Source organism: Pseudomonas fluorescens, assembly GCF_902497775.2.
Taxonomy (GTDB): Bacteria; Pseudomonadota; Gammaproteobacteria; order Pseudomonadales; family Pseudomonadaceae; genus Aquipseudomonas; species Aquipseudomonas putida_F.
On the sequence record NZ_OZ024668.1, the window covers coordinates 4,666,510 to 4,683,301 of the forward strand.

Sequence of the window (16,792 nt, forward strand, 5' to 3'; positions counted from 1 at the left end):
AGTCAAGGACGGGCGAGCCAAGGTTAACCAACGGCCAGTTTTTGTGTTGCAATGCCATATTGCAAAAACTGCAACGAGGTAGTGCATGGCCCTGGATATGCTCGCGGAGCTGGAAGCCTTCGCAATGGTTGCCCGCAAGCGCAGCTTCGTCGCTGCGGCACGCGCCCTGGGACGCTCGCCCAGCGCAGTGACCCGCGCGGTTCAGGCCCTGGAGGACAACGCCGGGGCCAAGCTGCTCAATCGTTCGGCCAACGCGGTAAGCTTGACCGAAGCCGGTGAGCGCTTGCTGCCTTACGCCTACAGAATGCTTGATCTGCAACGTGAAGCCGATGAAGAGCTGGCCGGGCTCAGCGGCCTGTCCTCCGGCTGGGTGAGGTTTTGCGCCCCCGAATCACTGGCTCAGGTATTGCCCGGCTTGATTGCCCAGTACGGCGAGCGCTACCCGCAGGTGAACGTCGATGTGATCTTCAGCGACGAGCCGATCGACCCGGCCAAGAGCAAACTCGACTTCGCGATTCGTGGCGCCTTTGCCCAGGACAGCGAACTGATCGGCTACCCGCTGTGGCGCTACTCGCGCTCGCTGTATGCCAGCCCCGCTTACCTGCAACGCCACGGCATACCCGAATCGATCGAAGCCCTGGAAGCACATGCGCTGATCCTGCATACCGCGCCGCGGATTCTCAAGGAGTGGAAGTTTCGCAGCGCCGATCAAGCCGTCAGCCTGCGGGTACATCCCAGGTTTCGCTTCAGCTCCGGGGTGGCGGTATTCCAGGCCGCCCTGGCCGGTGTCGGCATTGCCCGCCTGGCCGATTGGCTGGCCGAGCCCGAAGTGCTGACCGGGCGCCTGCAGCGGGTCTGCGCCGAGTACCGGCTGACCGCCAGCAATGGCGACAGCCCGCAAATGCACGCGGTGTATCCGGCCGGCACCTTACCGCAGCGAGTCAAGGCGCTGCTGGAAGTGATCCGCAGTTATGGCGACAGCCTCGAACGCTAGACACGTATTTGCGCTCCCAGACACCCAAAGGTCGAGACCAGACATCTACCGGGTGCCGATCGGGCCTATGGTGATGGACCTTTGAGTCATCCTCTGGAGCCTGGAATGTCCGATTTCATCACTGTGCTGCGCGAGACCTGCCCTACCCCTGTGCTGGATGCGACCAAGTGGCAACGCATCGGCGGCGACCCGCACACTGTCAACCTCAACGCCTATGTGTCGGCCGATGGCAGCAAGATCATGGGCACCTGGATCTGCACGCCAGGCAAGTTCCAGGTCAATTACGAGAAGTGGGAGTATTGCCACTTTCTGGACGGCTACTGCGTGATCACCCCGGAAGGTGAGCAGCCGGTGCATTTGAAAGCCGGTGATGTGTTCGTCATCGAACCGGGGATGAAAGGCACTTGGGAAGTGGTGGAGACGGTGCGCAAGTATTTCGTTTTTGCCTGATGAAGCAATCGCGGGACAAGCCCGCTCCTACAGGGTGCGCGTTACAAGTAGGAGCGGGCTTGCCCCGCGAAACTGTTACTCGGGCTTGCGATAACCTTCAACAATCGCCGAGAAATCCTTGCCACCCTCGCCGCGCAAACTCATGGCCTGGTACAGCTGCTGGGCCACTGCGCCGAGAATCACCGGCTGATGAGCCTGGCGTGCGGCTTCTGTCGCCAGCCCCAGGTCCTTGAGCATCAGCTCGGCACCAAAACCGCCGGTATAGCCACGCGACGCCGGGGCCGTCTCGATGATGCCCGGCCACGGGTTGTAGGTGTCCGAACTCCAGCAACGGCCGGTGGAGCTGTTGATGATCCCGGCCAGGACCTTGGTGTCGATCCCCAGCGCATTACCCAGGGCCATGGCCTCGGACACGCCGATCATCGAGATGCCCAACAGCAGGTTGTTGCAGATCTTGGCAATCTGCCCGGTGCCGACCTCGCCGCAGTGGACGATGTTGCGGCCCATCTGCGCCAGCACTGGCTGCAGGGTGGCGAACAGCGTGTCGCTGGCGCCAACCATGAAGGTCAGGGTGCCGGCCGCAGCGCCGCCGGTGCCACCGGACACCGGCGCGTCAGCCAGGTCGACACCTTGCTTGGCCGCCGCTGCCGCCACGTCACGGGCGGTCTGCGGGTCGATGGTGCTGCAATCGACCACCGGGGTCCCGGCTTTCACACCGGCCAGCACGCCGTCTTCATTGAGGTACACGCCGCGCACATGGGCGGCGGCCGGCAGCATGGTGATCACCAGTTCGCTCTGCTGCGCGGCGTCACGCGGCGAGCTGCTGATCTGCCCGCCGAGCTCGGCAAGTTCGGCCAGCACGGTCTTGTTCAGGTCGAACAGGTTCAACTGATGCCCGGCCTTGATCAGGTTGCGGGCCATGGGCGCGCCCATGTTGCCCAGGCCGATGAATGCGATACGCATGATGAGCTCCTTAGCGCAGGCTGATGGTGGTGTTCACGCCATCGTTGACGCTGTCATCATCGAACCAGCGGCTGGTGACGGTCTTGGTCTGAGTGTAGAACTGCACCACTTGTTTGCCGTACGGGCCCAGGTCGCCGAGCTTGGAGCCGCGCGAGCCGGTGAAGCTGAAGAACGGCACCGGTACCGGAATAGGGATGTTGATGCCGACCTGGCCGACGTCGATCTCGTTCTGGAACTTGCGCGCTGCCGCGCCGCTCTGGGTGAACAGGCCGGTGCCGTTGCCGAAGGGGTTGCGGTTGACCAGGGCGATGGCTTCGTCGAGGGTGTCGACTTCCAGCACCACCAGCACCGGGCCGAAGATTTCCTGGGTGTAGATCTGCATGTCGGTGGTCACCCCGGAGAACAGGGTCGGGCCGACGAAGTTGCCCTGCTCGTAGCCCGGCACGCTGACCTCGCGGCCATCGAGCTCAAGCTTGGCACCTTCCTTGATGCCGCTTTCGATCAGGCCGAGCACCCGCTCCTTGGCGCGTTTGGAAATCAGCGGGCCGACATCGGTGCCCGACTCGCTGCCAGCGTTGACCTTAAGCTTGGACGCCAGCTCCTTGAGCTCGGGCAGCCACTCGCGGGCCTTGCCCACCAGCACCGCCACCGAGGTGGCCATGCAGCGCTGACCCGCCGCGCCGAAACCGGCACCGACCAGGGCATTGAGGGTTTGCGTGCGGTTGGCATCCGGCAGCACCACGGCGTGGTTCTTGGCGCCCATCATCGACTGCACACGCTTGCCGTGCTGGCCGGCCAGGTTGTACACGTGAGTGCCGACTTCGGTGGAACCGACGAAGGAGATCGCCTTGATATCGGTATGGGTGCACAGCGCATCGACCACCTGCTTGCCACCGTGCACGACGTTGAGCACGCCGGCTGGTACACCGGCTTCGACTGCCAGCTCCACCAGCATCATGGTCGACAGCGGGTCCTGCTCGGATGGCTTGAGCACGAAGGTATTGCCGCAGACGATGGCCATCGGGAACATCCACAGCGGAATCATCGCCGGGAAGTTGAATGGGGTAATACCCGCGCAGACGCCGATCGGCTGGCGCAGGGTGTAGGTGTCGACGCCACCGGCAACGTTCTCGGCGAACTCGCCCATCTGCAGGTTGCCGATGCTGCAGGCATGCTCGACCACTTCCAGGCCGCGGAAGATATCGCCTTCGGCGTCGGCAATGGTCTTGCCCTGTTCAGCGCTGAGAACCACGGCGATGCGCTTGGAATGTTCGCGAATCAGCGCCTGCAGCTTGAGCATGATGCGCATGCGCGCGCCGATCGGGGTGTCGCGCCAGGTCTTGAACGCACGCTGGCCGGCGGCGATGGCGGCATCGACTTCCTCGGCGGTGGCGAAGGGCACGCGAGCCAGCACTTGCTGGGTGGCCGGATTGACCACGTCGCGCCATTCGCTGGTTTTCGATTCGACCCATTGGCCGTCGATCAGCAACTTGACCTGCTCGACCTTGGTCTGGCCGGGAGTGAGGGATGCGTTCATGTGCGTTCTCCTGAAATTGTTGTTAGGGAGAGATCGACGCCACCGGGTCAGCCACGGCGGGCGCTTGGGTCCAGGGCTTTTTTGGAGTATAGATGTGCAAACATCTAATAAGAACGCACATAAAAGCCGGACCAACATGCAAAAAAACATCACCTCCCTGGGTTCGTTGAACTGGGATGACCTGAAGTTCTTTCTCGAAGTGGCGCGTACCCGCAAGGCCAGCAGCGCGGCCAAACGCCTGGGCGTCGACTACACCACGGTGTCGCGGCGAATCAGTTCGCTGGAAGTGGCGCTGGGCACCCTGCTGTTCGAAAAGTCGCGGACCAACGGCTTTGTCCTCACTGCCGAAGGCCAGCGTCTGCTCAGCTATGCCGAATCCATCGAAAGCACCCTGCACATGGCCTGCGAGCAGGTCTCAGGCTCCGGCGTGGCGCTGTCGGGGCATGTGCGCATGGGCTGCACCGAAGGTTTTGGCAGCTTCTTCGTCACCCCGCAGCTGAGCCATTTCGTCGACGCCTACCCGGCGATCTCGGTGGACATCCTGCCGCTGCCGCACTTCATCAGCCTGTCCAAGCGCGAGGCCGACATCGTCATCGCCCTGGAGCGCCCGGAACACGGGCCCTACGTGTGCTGCAAGCTGTGCGACTACCGCCTGCGCCTGTACGCCACCCAGGCGTACCTGGACAGCCACGAGCCGATCACCCGCAGCAGCGACCTGGCTCGCCATCAGTTCATCAGCTATGTCGACGACCTGGCCTTCAGCTCCGAGCTGCTGTACCTGGCCAACCTGATCCCGGCCGCCAGCGCCAACCTGCGCAGCACCAGCGTGATCGCTCAATACGTGGCGGCCCAGCAGGGACGTGGCCTGGCGATCCTGCCGTGTTTTCTGGCGGCACAGGATCCGCGCCTGGTGGCGATTCTGCCGGAGGAAGTGGAGATTACCCGGCAGTTCTGGATGTACTGCCGGGAGGACTTGCGCAAGTTGAAGCGAATCACCCTGTTGTGGGACTACATCCGCGATGTCACCGAGCGCAACACCCCGCTGCTGATGGGCGCGTCACGCACGATGAGCTTTGCCGACTGATCAGTCGGAGGCGACCACGATCGACACCCGGCGGTTTTCCAGGCGTCCGGCGCGGGTGTCGTTGCTGGCCACTGGCTCGCGGCTGCCCAGGCCGCGGGTTTCGACGTTCTCGGCGCGCATGCCGGAGGCAATCAGGACATTGGCAACGCTCTGCGCCCGGCGCTTGGACAATTGCTCGTTGTAGGCGGCCTTGCCCGAGGCATCGGTGTGACCATCAACCCGCACGCGCTGGATGTTCACCGACAGCAGCGACTTGCCGATGCGCTCGACGATCGTCCGGCTCTGCGGGTTGAGGGTGTCGACATCGCTGCCGAACAGCACTTTGCTCGACAGGCCGAACTCCCAGCCTTCATCGGTGAGCTGGAAGCCCTCTTGCTTGAGCAGGGCAATCTGCTCGGCAGTCAGCCCTTTGGGCGGTACGCTCTGGCAGCCGCCCAGGGCGAACAATGCCAAGGCCAGGCAGAGAAAATGAAAACGTAGACGTTGGCTCAGGTGAATCACGGTTCAGCTCCTGTTTTTTACTGGATGGGCAGAGCGCTCCGTCTCTGCCATTTGCCCCTGGCCGCGCAGATTGCGCTTGGCCTGATACATCGCCGCGTCGGCGGCGTTGAGCAGGTCGGACGGCGTCAGGCCGTCATCGGGGAAATAGGCGATGCCGATGCTCAGCGACGTGACGATGATCTGTCCTTCGCTCAGGCGGATCGGCAGTTTCATGCTGGTGGCAATTTTTTCGGCGATCCGCAGGGCGTCTTCGCGCGCGTGCAGCGGCGCCAGCAGCACGGCGAACTCGTCACCGCCGAGCCGCGCCACCAAGTCATTTTCGCGAAGCTGCGCACGCACCCGCGCCGCCACGCTGATCAGCACTTCATCGCCAGCGGCGTGGCCAAAACTGTCGTTGACCTCCTTGAAGTTGTCGCTGTCGAGAAACAGCAACGCCAGGTGCTCGTTGTACTTTTGCGCATTGCGCAGGGTGCGGCTTAGGCGGCCTTCGAAAAATGCCCGGTTCGGTAGGCCGGTGAGGCTGTCATGGCTGGCCTGGTGGGCCAGGCTTTCGTTCTCGCTCTGCAGGTGGCTCTGCCAGGACTCCAGTTCGTCGAGCAAGGCATTGAAGTCGTTGCCCAACTCGTTGAGCTCGGCGATCTGCGCCGACGGTACGCGGCGGTCGAAGCTGCGCTCGCGGCGCGCGGCATGGGCGACACTGGCCAGGCTGCGCAGCGGCCCGACGATGTCGCCAAACATGCGCCGCGACAGGTACAACGCGCTGAAGGCACTGAGCGCCGTGCACAGCAGGATCCCGGCCAGGCCGCTGAGCAGGAAGCGCACCAGGCTGCCGCCCTGCCCCACCAGCTCGATGCGCCCGACCTGCTGGCCCTGGTGCAGCACCGGCAGAATGATCGGCTCTTCCAGCAGGCTGCGAGCGATCAGTTGCTCGGTCTGTGCCAGCAAGCCGCTGTTGTTGCGCTGCCAGCGGGCCAGCAGTTCACCGTTGTCGTCGAACACCTTGACGTCGGCCACCTCTTCAGCGGCGGCGATCAGCGCCAGCGCCTCATTGGCCGCGCCGGCATCGTTGAACACCACCGCCGCTTCCACGGTGTAATTGATCGAACGGGCAATCAGGTGCAGGTTGTGGTTGGCATACACGCGCAGGGCCAATACGCCGAGCAGGGTCAGCGAGACCCCGGCAAGGCCGACAGCCAGCAGAGCGACGCTCAGGTGGCGACGGCCAAGCACGGCACGCAGGGTCGGGCGCTCGCGCCCCTTGCCAAAGCCGATCATGGTTGAGCCGCCCGCCGCCGCGATAGCTGCAGCACGCTGGGGTGAATGCGCACGCCGCTGCGCGCCACCGAGTCGAGGTTGACGTCAAAAGCCACCTGGCGGTCGCTGACCCGCAGGCAGAACAGGCTGCCGACCGTGCACGGGTCGTCGGCCTCGCTCATGCTCAGCACCGGGTGACCGCTCAACGCGGTGAACAGCCGGCTGCGTTCGTCCTGGCTGAGCTTGCCGATATAGATCGCATCGCATTCATTGGCAATGCGCGGGTCGTCGGCCAGCAAGCGGCGCACCTGCACCGGTCGGCCGGTGGCTTGGGTGGTGCCCTTGACCAGGTCGTCGGCGTATTCGGTCGGGCCGATCAGGCACAGGCGAAGTTGCGCCGGCTCTACCGGCCAGCGTGCATAGCTGAGGATCCCCAGCACGACCTGGGTGACCGCCTTGGCCCGCTGCTCAGCCAGGTTCGAGGTGACCTCAGCCTCGGCACCGGCCTGCGCGGCGAACAGCAACAGCATCGCGGCCAGCAGCGAACGCGTCAGGCTCGTCACACGTCCCGATGTCGGGGCGGCCACATTCATGAAGGAAATCTCTTAAAACCACGCAGGATGATGCCGCAACGATAGCACAGAGCCCGATTTTCCAGCGAGGGAGCAGCCCGCCGGCGATCCGGTAAAAGGCCGAATCGCCGTGCTTATACCTGCTCCAGCATCAGCCCCGAGATGCGCTTGACCTTGCGCCGCACCGCCTCCTCAAACACACCCTGGCGCGGCTCGATCAAACTAAAGCAGGTCTTGGCCCGGGTGATACCGGTGTAGATCAATTCCTTGGTCAAAACCGGGTTCAGGGCGTCCGGCAGCACCAGCGCAGTATGGGTGAACTCCGAGCCCTGGGACTTGTGCACGGTCATGGCGAACACGGTTTCAACGTCGTTGAGCCGGCTCGGCAGGACGAAACGCACGCCGCCGTGCCCGTCGTTGCGGGCGAAGGCCACGCGCAGCACCTGCTGCCCTTCATGCTGTTCATCGGGCAGGCGCAGGGCGATGCCGATATCGCCGTTCATCAGACCCAGGCCATAGTCGTTGCGGGTCATCAGCACCGGGCGGCCCTCATACCAGGGCTGGTCGCTGTCGATCAGACCGGCGGCGCCGAGTACCCGGCTGACCCGCTGGTTGAGGCCCTCGACACCCCAGGGGCCCTTGCGCACGGCGCACAGCAACTGGAAGGTCTCGAAGCCCTGCAGCACCTGCATGGCCCAGGTTTCCCAGCGCGGATCATCCACTGGCGTGCCGAGCGGCGGACGTTGCTGGCGGATGGTCTGCAAGTAGCTGCGATAACCCTGGGGGCCCTCTCTGCCGCGGCCCAGGCCGTCGAGCAGCAAGCGATCGAAGTTGCGATCCTGTTCACCGCGCAGGCTCAGGGCAAACACATCGTCCTGTTTCTGGTTGAGCAGGGCCCGCGCCTGCTCGGCCTGCTGACGGTTGACCAGGCGTGCCAGCTGGCCGATGCCGCTGCCTTCGCCGAAGCGCCGCGAATAGCGCAGCATCACCACTTGCTGCGCCAGGGGATATTGCGCCGCGCTACCAGGCAACAGCTCGCTGCCGGCCAGGGTTTCCCCACTGACCTGCTCCAGCCAGGCCTGCGTCTCGGGGCTATAGCGCCCGGCTTCGGCATCGCGGCACAGGTCACCGAGGACCGCACCGGCCTCCACCGAAGCGAGTTGGTCCTTGTCACCCAGCAGCACCAGACGCGCATGGGGCGGCAAGGCGCCAAGCAGGTTGGCCATCATCTCCAGGTCGATCATCGAAGCTTCATCGACCACCAGCACATCCAGCGGTAACGGGTTACCGGCATGGTGACGGAAATGCCGTGAGCCCGGGCGACTGCCGAGCAGGCGGTGGACGGTGGAAACATCGGTAGGAATGTTCTGCCGGACCTCTGCGGCCACGGCCAGGCGCTCGACCTGCTGACCGATGGACTCGGTCAGGCGCGCTGCGGCCTTGCCGGTGGGCGCTGCCAGGCGGATACGCAGTGGCCGGCCCGCCTCGACGGCCGGCGCTTGCAGCAAGGCCAGCAAACGCACCACCGTGGTGGTTTTGCCGGTACCCGGGCCACCGGTAATGATGCTGAAGGCACTGCGGGTGGCCAGGGCGCAGGCAAGCTTTTGCCAATCCACCTGACCGCTGGGAGCGCCACCCTCGAACAGTTGCGCCAGCCGCGTCGTGAGGTCTGCCGGGGTCGGTTCGACCTGCTGCAGGCGCTCGCGCAAGGCATTGTCGATACGCCGCTCGTAGGCCCAGTAACGGCGCAGGTACAGGCGCTGGCCATTGAGTACCAGCGGGCGCGCGCTGTCTTCGCCGGTGCTGCCGTGGGCCACCAGCCGGCTACGGCTCAGTTGCTGCAGCCAGGTGTCGAGCGTCAGGCGCTCCAGCAGTTGCGAGGGCAACAGCAATGGCCCGGCCAGGGCATCACCCTCCGGCGGCAGCGACAGGGCGAAATCCGGCTCGGCCAGGGTTTCCCCCAGGTCCAGGCAGACATGGCCGTGACCCAGTTGATGGCTGGCCAGGGCCGCGGCCAGCAGCACCAAGGGCTCGCCATCCGGGTCACGCTCGCCGAGAAAGCTGACAAAGGCCCGGTCCAGAGCCCGCAGCCAGCCGCGCTCAACCCAGCGGTCCAGCAACGCGAGCAGATCCGCGCCATTGCTCAGCGGCTCCAGCGCCGCCAGATGGCGGGCATCCAGCGGGGTCGGCAGGAGGTCGTCGAGGCTACGGCTCATGGGGCGTCTCCGAGGAACAGGTCATGTTGTTGCGGGGTACTGAGGCCACGGAACAGCGCATCGAGCTGCTCGATCAGTTCACGCGGTGGCTTGACGAAATACAAGCCGCGGGAAGCCGAATGCACCCCGCGCATGAAGATGAACAACGCCCCGCCCACATGCTGGTCATAGTCGTAGTAGGGCAGGCGCGCACGTAGCTGGCGGTGCAGGGCCAGCAGGTAGAGCACGTACTGCAGGTCATAGCGATGGCCGAGGATCGCCCCTTCCATGGCCAGTTCGCTGTAGGCCTGATCATCAGGACCCAGCCAGTTGGATTTGTAGTCCGCCACGTAGTAGCGGCCGTCGTGCTCGAACGCCAGGTCGATAAAACCCTTGAACATGCCATTGAGCTGCGCCGGTTGCGCAGCAAGGCGCGCAACGCCCTGATGGGTGTATTCGCACACCAGTTGATCGAGCCGGCCGACATCGACCTTGTGGCTGGCGAACCAGAATTCCATTTCGATCTGGTACTGGCCTATCTGGCTCAAGGACAACGGCGAACTGTCGGGCGCCAGGGCCATGGGTTGCGCGAGCAATTGCTGCAACCACTGGCTGAGGGTCGGGATCCAGCCGGTCCAGTCACGGCGATTGCAGCGCTGGCCAACGGTGCGGGTCAATTGCTCGGGGGCGGCGCTGACCTGGGCAAAACCTTCGTGCCCGGCCCATTCGAGCAGGCCGTGGAGGAAGGTGCCGGGGTTCGGCCCGCGTGGGAAGCGGTGAATGTCGCCACTGCCGGGCATCACCTCACGCAGTTGCTGCAAATCCGGCCGTTCATCATCGAGCAGCTGTTGCGCCTGAGAGCTGTCGGCCGCCAGGGTCATGGCCTCTTCGCCGATGCGCAAGGCGCTATAGGAAGCGATCCACCAGTTTTCCGCAGCGCGGCGCTTGGGCTGGCGCGCAGGCAGCAGTTCGGCCTGGTTGCGCGGGGCGCTGTAGCTCTGCTCATCAGGCGCTGGCACCTCGACGCTGGCGATGGCCGGGCAACCTGTCTGCAACGTCTGCAGCCAATCGACCAGTTGCGTCGACGCGGCCAAGGGGCTGCCGCCGCCCAACAGGTAACCCAGGGCCGAGCGATGCAAGGTGGAAGTCTTGCCGGTGCCGCGCTTGAGGTCGGCCACGCCGAGCCAGCAGGCGTGCTGGGCACGGGTCAGGGCCACGTACAGCAGGCGCAAGTCTTCGGCCAGGCGCTCATCGTCGGCCAGGGCGATCTGTTCGGCATCCGGGGTCAGGGTCAGGTGCGCCTGGCCTTCGCTGTCGTGCCAGGCCAGTGGCAAGCGCGAGCCATCAACCGGTTTGCTGGTACAGATGAAGGGCAGGAACACCAAGGGATATTCCAGGCCCTTGGACTTGTGGATGGTCACTACCTTGACCAGCTGTTCGTCGCTTTCCAGGCGCAGGATCTGCTCTTCGCCGGCCTGGCCGGAACTGGCCAGGTGCTCGCCGAGGTGGCGAATCAACGCCTGCTCGCCGTCCAGCTCGGTAGCCGCCTGCTGCAACAGTTCGGCCAGGTGCAGCAGGTTGGTCAGCACCCGCTCGCCATCACTGCGGGCCATCAAGACCTGGGGCAGATCGAAGTCATGCAGCAGGCGCCGCAGCATCGGCAGTACACCCTGGCTGCGCCAGATCAGCCGGTACTGGCGGAACTGCATGACCCAGCGTTCCCACACCCGCTCATCCTGGTTCAACTGCGCCAGGGCGCTGAGCGGCAGGTTGAGGGTGATGCTCGCCAGGGCAGCCTTGAGCAGGCGCTCGGCGTCCGGCTCGGCGCAGGCCTTGAGCCAGGCCAGCAGGTCATGGGCTTCCTGGGCGGCGAACACCGAGTCCTTGTCGGACAGGTACACACTGCGCACATCGCGGGCCGCCAGCTCAGCACGAATCAGCTGCGCCTCACGGCCATCGCGTACCAGAATGGCGATGTCCGAAGGTTGGCAGCCGCGCAGCGACTGGTCGGCGTGCACAAAACCGCTGCGCCCCTGCTGCCCGCCATTGAGCAAGGCGACGATCTGGCTGGCACAGCTGGCGGCCAGTTGCTGACGATAAACGGCGCCGGAAACCGGCTCTTCACTGCTCAGTTGCCAGAGATTTAACGCTGGCACCGGCACGCCATCGACCTGCAACTGCTCGCTGCGGCCCTTGGCCTTTACCTCGAGAAACGGCACCGGGTTGTCGCTGCCGTCGCGGAACAGGAAGGCGCCACGGCCCTGCTCGCGCACTTCGGCCTGCATGAACACATGGTTGACCGCCGTGACCATGGCCTGGCTCGAGCGGTAGTTGGTATCGAGGCTGTGCAGGCGCCCGGCGGTGGCCCGGCGTGCGCCCAGGTAAGTAAAGATGTCGGCGCCGCGGAAGGCATAGATCGCCTGCTTGGGGTCGCCGATCAGGAACAGGCCGGTCTCGCGGACGTTCTCTTCAATCCGGTAGATGCGCTGGAAGATCCGGTACTGCACCGGGTCGGTGTCCTGGAACTCATCGATCAGCGCCACCGGGAACTGCTCACGGATCAGCCCGGCGAGACGCTCGCCGGCATCACCGTGCAGCGCATGGTCGAGGCGCAGGAGCATGTCGTCGAACCCCATCTCGGCGCGGCGGCGCTTTTCCTGTTCAAAGCGGGCGCCAACCCAGGCCGCAGCATGCTCGAGCAGACAGGCATCAGGCGTAGGCAAGCCCTGAAGCTGGTCGCGCAGACCTTCCATCGCCTGCAATGCCGGGTGCACCGGCGGCTCGCCCTTCCAGGCTTCGGCCATGCCGGCGCGGGTAAAGCGGCTGAAGCCGGTGCCCAGGTCCAGCTCCAGTGCCTGGTCGTCCTCGGCCCAGGCCTTGAGTTTTTCGCACCAGGGCTCGAAGTAGCGGGCCTGCATCTTGCGCCCGTCGACCTGCTTGGCGGCCAGGCCGTCCCGGCAGACCTGCAGCAACTCGCCGGACCATTGTGCCCAGGGCGCCTTGAGCGTGCGCAGCAGTTCAGTACGTTGCTGCAGCACCGCTTCGATCAGTGCCTGGGGTTCTTCTTCATCGCTCTCGATGCGTTGGCGGCCGAACAGTGCGCGCACCCGTGGCAACAGGGCCTCGGGGCTGACCCAATGGGCGCGAACCCAGGCCAGCGCATCGCCCCGCATGCTGTAGCAGAAGCGCCGCCAGTAGTCGCGCATGACCTGGCCAAGCAAGTCGCTATGGTCGGTTTCCAGGGTCTGGGTAAACAAGCTGCCGCTGTCGAAAGCGTGCTCGCGCAGCATGCGTTGGCACCAGCTGTGGATGGTCGACACTGCGGCTTCGTCCATCCACTGCGCGGCCACGTCCAGGCGGTTGGCGCAAGCTGCCCACAGCGATGGCTCGTAGTCATCGCGCAATTGCTGAAGCAAAGGATCCGCCTCGCTCAACTCGCCACGGAAAAAGCGCGCGGCTTCTGCAAGACGGGTACGGATGCGTTCGCGCAGCTCCTTGGTAGCAGCGTCGGTGAAGGTCACCACCAGGATCTGTGGCGGCAGCAGCTCGCGGCCAAAGCCCTGCTCGCCACCATGGCCGAGCACCAGGCGCAGGTACAGCGCCGAGATGGTGAAGGTCTTGCCGGTACCGGCGCTGGCTTCGATCAACTGGCTGCCGTGCAGGGGAAAAGACAAGGCCAGGGGGGCAGGGGCAACACCAAGGCTCATCGAGCACTCTCCTCTTTGCCCAGCGTCTGCCAGGGCGCTTCGAACATCGGGCGGTACAGGGCCTCGCACCAGCCTTCGAATTCTTCACTGGCACTGAGTGCCGCGAAATCACTGAACTGCCGGGCCAGCGCGGTGCTTTCGCTGCGCTCGCCAAAGGTATTCTGGCCATCGCCGTCGTAGGCCTTGGCCGCCGCGGCCAGGGCCTTGTCTGCATCGCTCTGGGCCAGCCAGGCAAAGGCCGTTTTCACCGCCACCGGCAGTGGCGCGTTCATGCCCGCCTGGCGGGCCAGCAACAGGTCGCCCAGCAACTCGGCGGCGCGGCCCGGCTCCAGCGGCGCAAGCAACAGGGTCACGTCGGTGGCAACCACTGCGCTGTGCAGTTGCAGGCCGACCGCGCAGGCAGCCAGGTGCATGACCCAGGTCGGCGTCAGACGGTGCCATTTGAGGGTACGGCCACTGCTGATGCCATTGGGCAAGGTGGTGATACTCAGCAGCGACTCATCTTCGCGCTGGTAGACCCGGCCCAACCAGCCTTCAAGCTTGAGCTGGCGGTACTCGAAGCGGATCGGCACGGCGTTATCCACAGGCAACGGCCATTGCTGCAGCAGCTGTTGATAACGCTGCAGCAGGTCGGGCAATGGCTCGATCAGTTCGGCCTGCAGGCATTCACCGAAACCTGCCAGCGGCAACAGCCCGTAACCCTGCAAGCGCCGGGCCTGGGTGGTCAATGCCCGCTCGCTGTCTTGCGGGTCGGCCAGCGCTGCGGCCAGCAGGCTTTCGCTCAGGCTATAGCGCTGCAGGGCATCGAGCACGAACGGCTCTTCATCGGCCAAGGGCGCTTCTGCCGACTCGAAGAACACTTTCAGCCGCTGGCTGAAGAAGTGCCGTAGCGGATGACGGAGAAAGTCCTGCAGCAGGGTCAGGCTCAGTGGTTCATCGCTGCTGTAGGGCGGCAGCTCATCCTCTGGCTTGCGTTGTTGTTCGCCAGGCAGATGCAGGGTGCGCCATTCACGGGCGTAGCTGAACAGGCTGCTGCCCTTGTGGAAGTAGCGGGCGCTGAACGGCTGCAAGGGATGCTCCACGCTCAGCGCATGCAGCAACTGTTCACCCGCATTGAGCTTGCCACCCTCTTCGGCACCGGCCAGACGCCAACCCGCCGCCAGATGGTCGCGCAACTGGCCGATCAGCACCGAAGCCGGGCGCTCACTGTTGTCGCGGATGCTGCGCCCGACCCAACTGACGTACAGCTGGTCACGGGCCGAGAGCAGCGCCTCAAGCAACAGATAACGGTCATCCTCGCGCCGCGAGCGATCACCCGGACGGTAGTCGCTGCCCATCAGGTCGAAGTCCAGCGGCGGCTGCGCGCGCGGATAGTCGCCATCGTTCATGCCCAGCAGGCAGACCACTTTGAACGGGATCGCGCGCATGGGCATCAGGGTGCAGAAGTTCACGGAGCCGGCGAGAAAGCGCTGCGACAAGCGGCCCTGGTCGAGCCCGGCCAGCCAGGCTTCACGGACCACAGTGAGTGGCAGCAGGTCTTGCAGGCCGACCGACTCGCAGGTCTGCAGCCAGGTTTCACGCAGGGTCTGCAGTTGTACCAGCAGATAGTCGTCATGTTCGGTTTCGGCGAGGAAGAACACTTGTAGCAAGGCATGCAGGTGCTCGCCCCACTCGGCAGCGGTTGCCGGTTGGGAGAGCTGCTCGTGGGCGATTTCCAGCGCGTCGAGCAGGGCCACCAACGGGCCGATCAAGGCCGCATCGAGGCCACCGATTTCATCGAATGGCTCGATACCGTCGCAGCCTTCGCCGACACCGACGGCGTAACCCAGCAGCATGCGCCGCAAGCCGAATCGCCAGCTGTTCTGTTCAAGGTCCGTCGGCAAGCCGAGGCCGGCACGTTGCTCGGCGTTCAAACCCCAGCGAATGCCGGCGCCTTCGATCCAGCGGTGCAGGGTCGGCAGGTCGCTTTCCTTGATGGCGAAGCGCGCACGCAAGGCGGGCACGTCGAGCAGGTCGAGGATCTCGCTGACCGCGAAACGGCTGTCGGGCAACTTCAGCAGGTGTTCCAGGGCAATCAGCAACGGGTCGCGACCACGCTGGCCCTGGTCGGTCAGGGTAAAGGGGATGAAACGCGGGTCGTTGCGATCGAGCTGGCCGAACACGGCGCGGATGTGCGGCGCATAGGTGTTGATGTCCGGGAGCATGACGATGATGTCCCGAGGGCGCAGGGCCGGGTCGGCACTGAAGCGGGCGAGCAACTGGTCATGGAGAATTTCCACTTCACGTTGCGGGCTGTGGCCGATATGGAAACGTACCGAGCGATCTTTGCCAGGGTCGACGTCAGGCCACAGCTCACGGGTCTCGGCCAGCGGACGCAACTCAAGAATGTCGTCCTGCAACTGGTTGAGCAGGGTCTTGGGTTCGCTGTCACTGAACAGGTCGATGCGCCCGTCACTGAAGGCGGCGCGGTAACTGCCCGGATCGTCGTAGCTGTCGAGCAGGTTGATGTAGTCACGGCCCTGCTTGCCCCAGGCGGCCAACAAGGGATGAGCGTGCTGGTGCAGGGTCTCGGCGTCGATCAGGCTGGGCATGCCCTGCTTGCGTTGCTGGCGCTTGTATTGATGGCGCAGCAGGTCCTTGTCGGCAACGATGTCGGCCCAATGGTGACGGCAGGGGTTGTGCACGCAGAGCAGTACCTGACTGAAACGAGCCAGGCCGGCGAGGGCTTCCAGCGCCTGGGCAGGCAGTGACGAAATACCGAAGACGATTACCCGGGACGGCAAGCCAGGGGGTGCCTGCTCCAGGCTGTTGATCCGTTCGATAAAGCGCTGGTGCACACCGGCGCGGCTCTGGGCCATGCCCTCCTCGCCGACATCCAGCAACAAGGCGCGCCACAGCTCGGCCTGCCAGCAGTTGGCGGGCGGCAGCGGCTTTGACTCACCACGGGCGCTATTGAGCACATGCCGGCCGGCGGCCCAGTCCTTGAGCCAGTCGGCGCGATACACCTGATACTGGTCGAACAGATCAGCCAGGCGCTCGGCCAACTGGTAGCGCTTGCGCAGGTCGCTGTCATCGGTGAGAAAGCGCTGCAAGGGCTCGAAGTGCGGTTTGTCGATGACTTCCGGCAACAGGCGCATCAAACGCCAGGTCAGCGGCGCCTTGTCGAGCAGCGACACCTCGGGGATTTCTTCGCGGCCGAGCACTTTGCGGTACAGCTGCCACATGAAACTGCCGGGCAGCTGCACCTCGACTGCAGCGGCGATGCCGCAGCCGCCTTGATCGTCGTCTTGAGGGTCTTCGGCAAGGGCCAGCTTCAGCCACTGGGCGATGCCGTTGCTCTGCACCAGGGCGATTTCGTTCTCCAAGGGTGCCAGCGGGTAACGCCGCATCCAGCTCACCACCAGGCTACGCAGTTCATCCAGGCGGTTGCCGTGAACCACCATGAAACCTGGTATGAGTGGGCTTGTGTGCGACATTGGGCATCCTTGAGGCTGTGCGGGCAGAGGGAAACCTTATCATGCTCGGGGAGCCTGAC

11 protein-coding genes are annotated in these 16,792 nt (G+C 64.6%); 3 read left to right on the forward strand and 8 right to left on the reverse strand.

Features of this window, described 5'->3' with window-relative positions:
- Nucleotides 1-85: 85 nt before the first annotated feature.
- Complete coding sequence (locus F8N82_RS21575; RefSeq protein ID WP_038997300.1) at nucleotides 86-994, forward strand: LysR family transcriptional regulator; 909 nt, start codon at nucleotides 86-88, stop codon at nucleotides 992-994.
- A gap of 105 nt (nucleotides 995-1,099) precedes the next feature.
- Nucleotides 1,100-1,444 carry a cupin domain-containing protein gene (locus tag F8N82_RS21580; protein ID WP_010226921.1) on the forward strand — a complete coding sequence of 115 codons (345 nt, stop codon included), beginning with the start codon at nucleotides 1,100-1,102 and terminating at the stop codon, nucleotides 1,442-1,444.
- A gap of 75 nt (nucleotides 1,445-1,519) precedes the next feature.
- Here F8N82_RS21580 and mmsB read toward each other — a convergent pair whose 3' ends face one another.
- Nucleotides 1,520-2,407: a 3-hydroxyisobutyrate dehydrogenase gene (gene mmsB, locus F8N82_RS21585; protein WP_038997302.1), complete on the reverse strand. Its 888-nt coding sequence runs from the start codon at nucleotides 2,405-2,407 to the stop codon at nucleotides 1,520-1,522.
- 10 nt (nucleotides 2,408-2,417) lie between these two features.
- Complete coding sequence (locus F8N82_RS21590) at nucleotides 2,418-3,944, reverse strand: CoA-acylating methylmalonate-semialdehyde dehydrogenase (RefSeq protein WP_038997303.1); 1,527 nt, start codon at nucleotides 3,942-3,944, stop codon at nucleotides 2,418-2,420.
- A 136-nt stretch (nucleotides 3,945-4,080) separates the two neighbouring features.
- Between F8N82_RS21590 and F8N82_RS21595 the strand changes: the two genes are divergently transcribed.
- Nucleotides 4,081-5,028 (forward strand): LysR family transcriptional regulator, encoded by a 948-nt coding sequence (locus tag F8N82_RS21595; protein ID WP_038997304.1) that lies wholly within the window; start codon nucleotides 4,081-4,083, stop codon nucleotides 5,026-5,028.
- Here F8N82_RS21595 and F8N82_RS21600 read toward each other — a convergent pair whose 3' ends face one another.
- From F8N82_RS21600 to recC, 6 genes are all read right to left on the reverse strand, one after another.
- Nucleotides 5,029-5,529, reverse strand: coding sequence for an OmpA family protein (locus F8N82_RS21600; protein ID WP_038997306.1), 501 nt, complete (start codon nucleotides 5,527-5,529; stop codon nucleotides 5,029-5,031).
- Nucleotides 5,530-5,532: 3 nt separating this feature from the next.
- On the reverse strand, nucleotides 5,533-6,804 hold the full coding sequence (locus tag F8N82_RS21605) for a diguanylate cyclase domain-containing protein (RefSeq protein WP_038997307.1): 1,272 nt from the start codon (nucleotides 6,802-6,804) through the stop codon (nucleotides 5,533-5,535).
- Nucleotides 6,801-7,376, reverse strand: a complete 576-nt coding sequence (locus F8N82_RS21610; RefSeq protein ID WP_038997308.1) for a YfiR family protein — start codon at nucleotides 7,374-7,376, stop codon at nucleotides 6,801-6,803. Before F8N82_RS21610 ends, F8N82_RS21605 begins: the two co-directional genes overlap by 4 nt.
- A 113-nt stretch (nucleotides 7,377-7,489) precedes the next feature.
- Nucleotides 7,490-9,571, reverse strand: coding sequence for an exodeoxyribonuclease V subunit alpha (recD, locus tag F8N82_RS21615; RefSeq protein WP_038997309.1), 2,082 nt, complete (start codon nucleotides 9,569-9,571; stop codon nucleotides 7,490-7,492).
- Nucleotides 9,568-13,257: an exodeoxyribonuclease V subunit beta gene (gene recB, locus F8N82_RS21620; protein ID WP_095162311.1), complete on the reverse strand. Its 3,690-nt coding sequence runs from the start codon at nucleotides 13,255-13,257 to the stop codon at nucleotides 9,568-9,570. Before recB ends, recD begins: the two co-directional genes overlap by 4 nt.
- A complete protein-coding gene (gene recC, locus F8N82_RS21625) occupies nucleotides 13,254-16,733 on the reverse strand; it encodes an exodeoxyribonuclease V subunit gamma (RefSeq protein WP_038997311.1) in 3,480 nt (1,159 codons plus the stop codon). The genes recB and recC overlap by 4 nt, the downstream gene beginning before the upstream one ends.
- Nucleotides 16,734-16,792 lie beyond the last annotated feature (59 nt).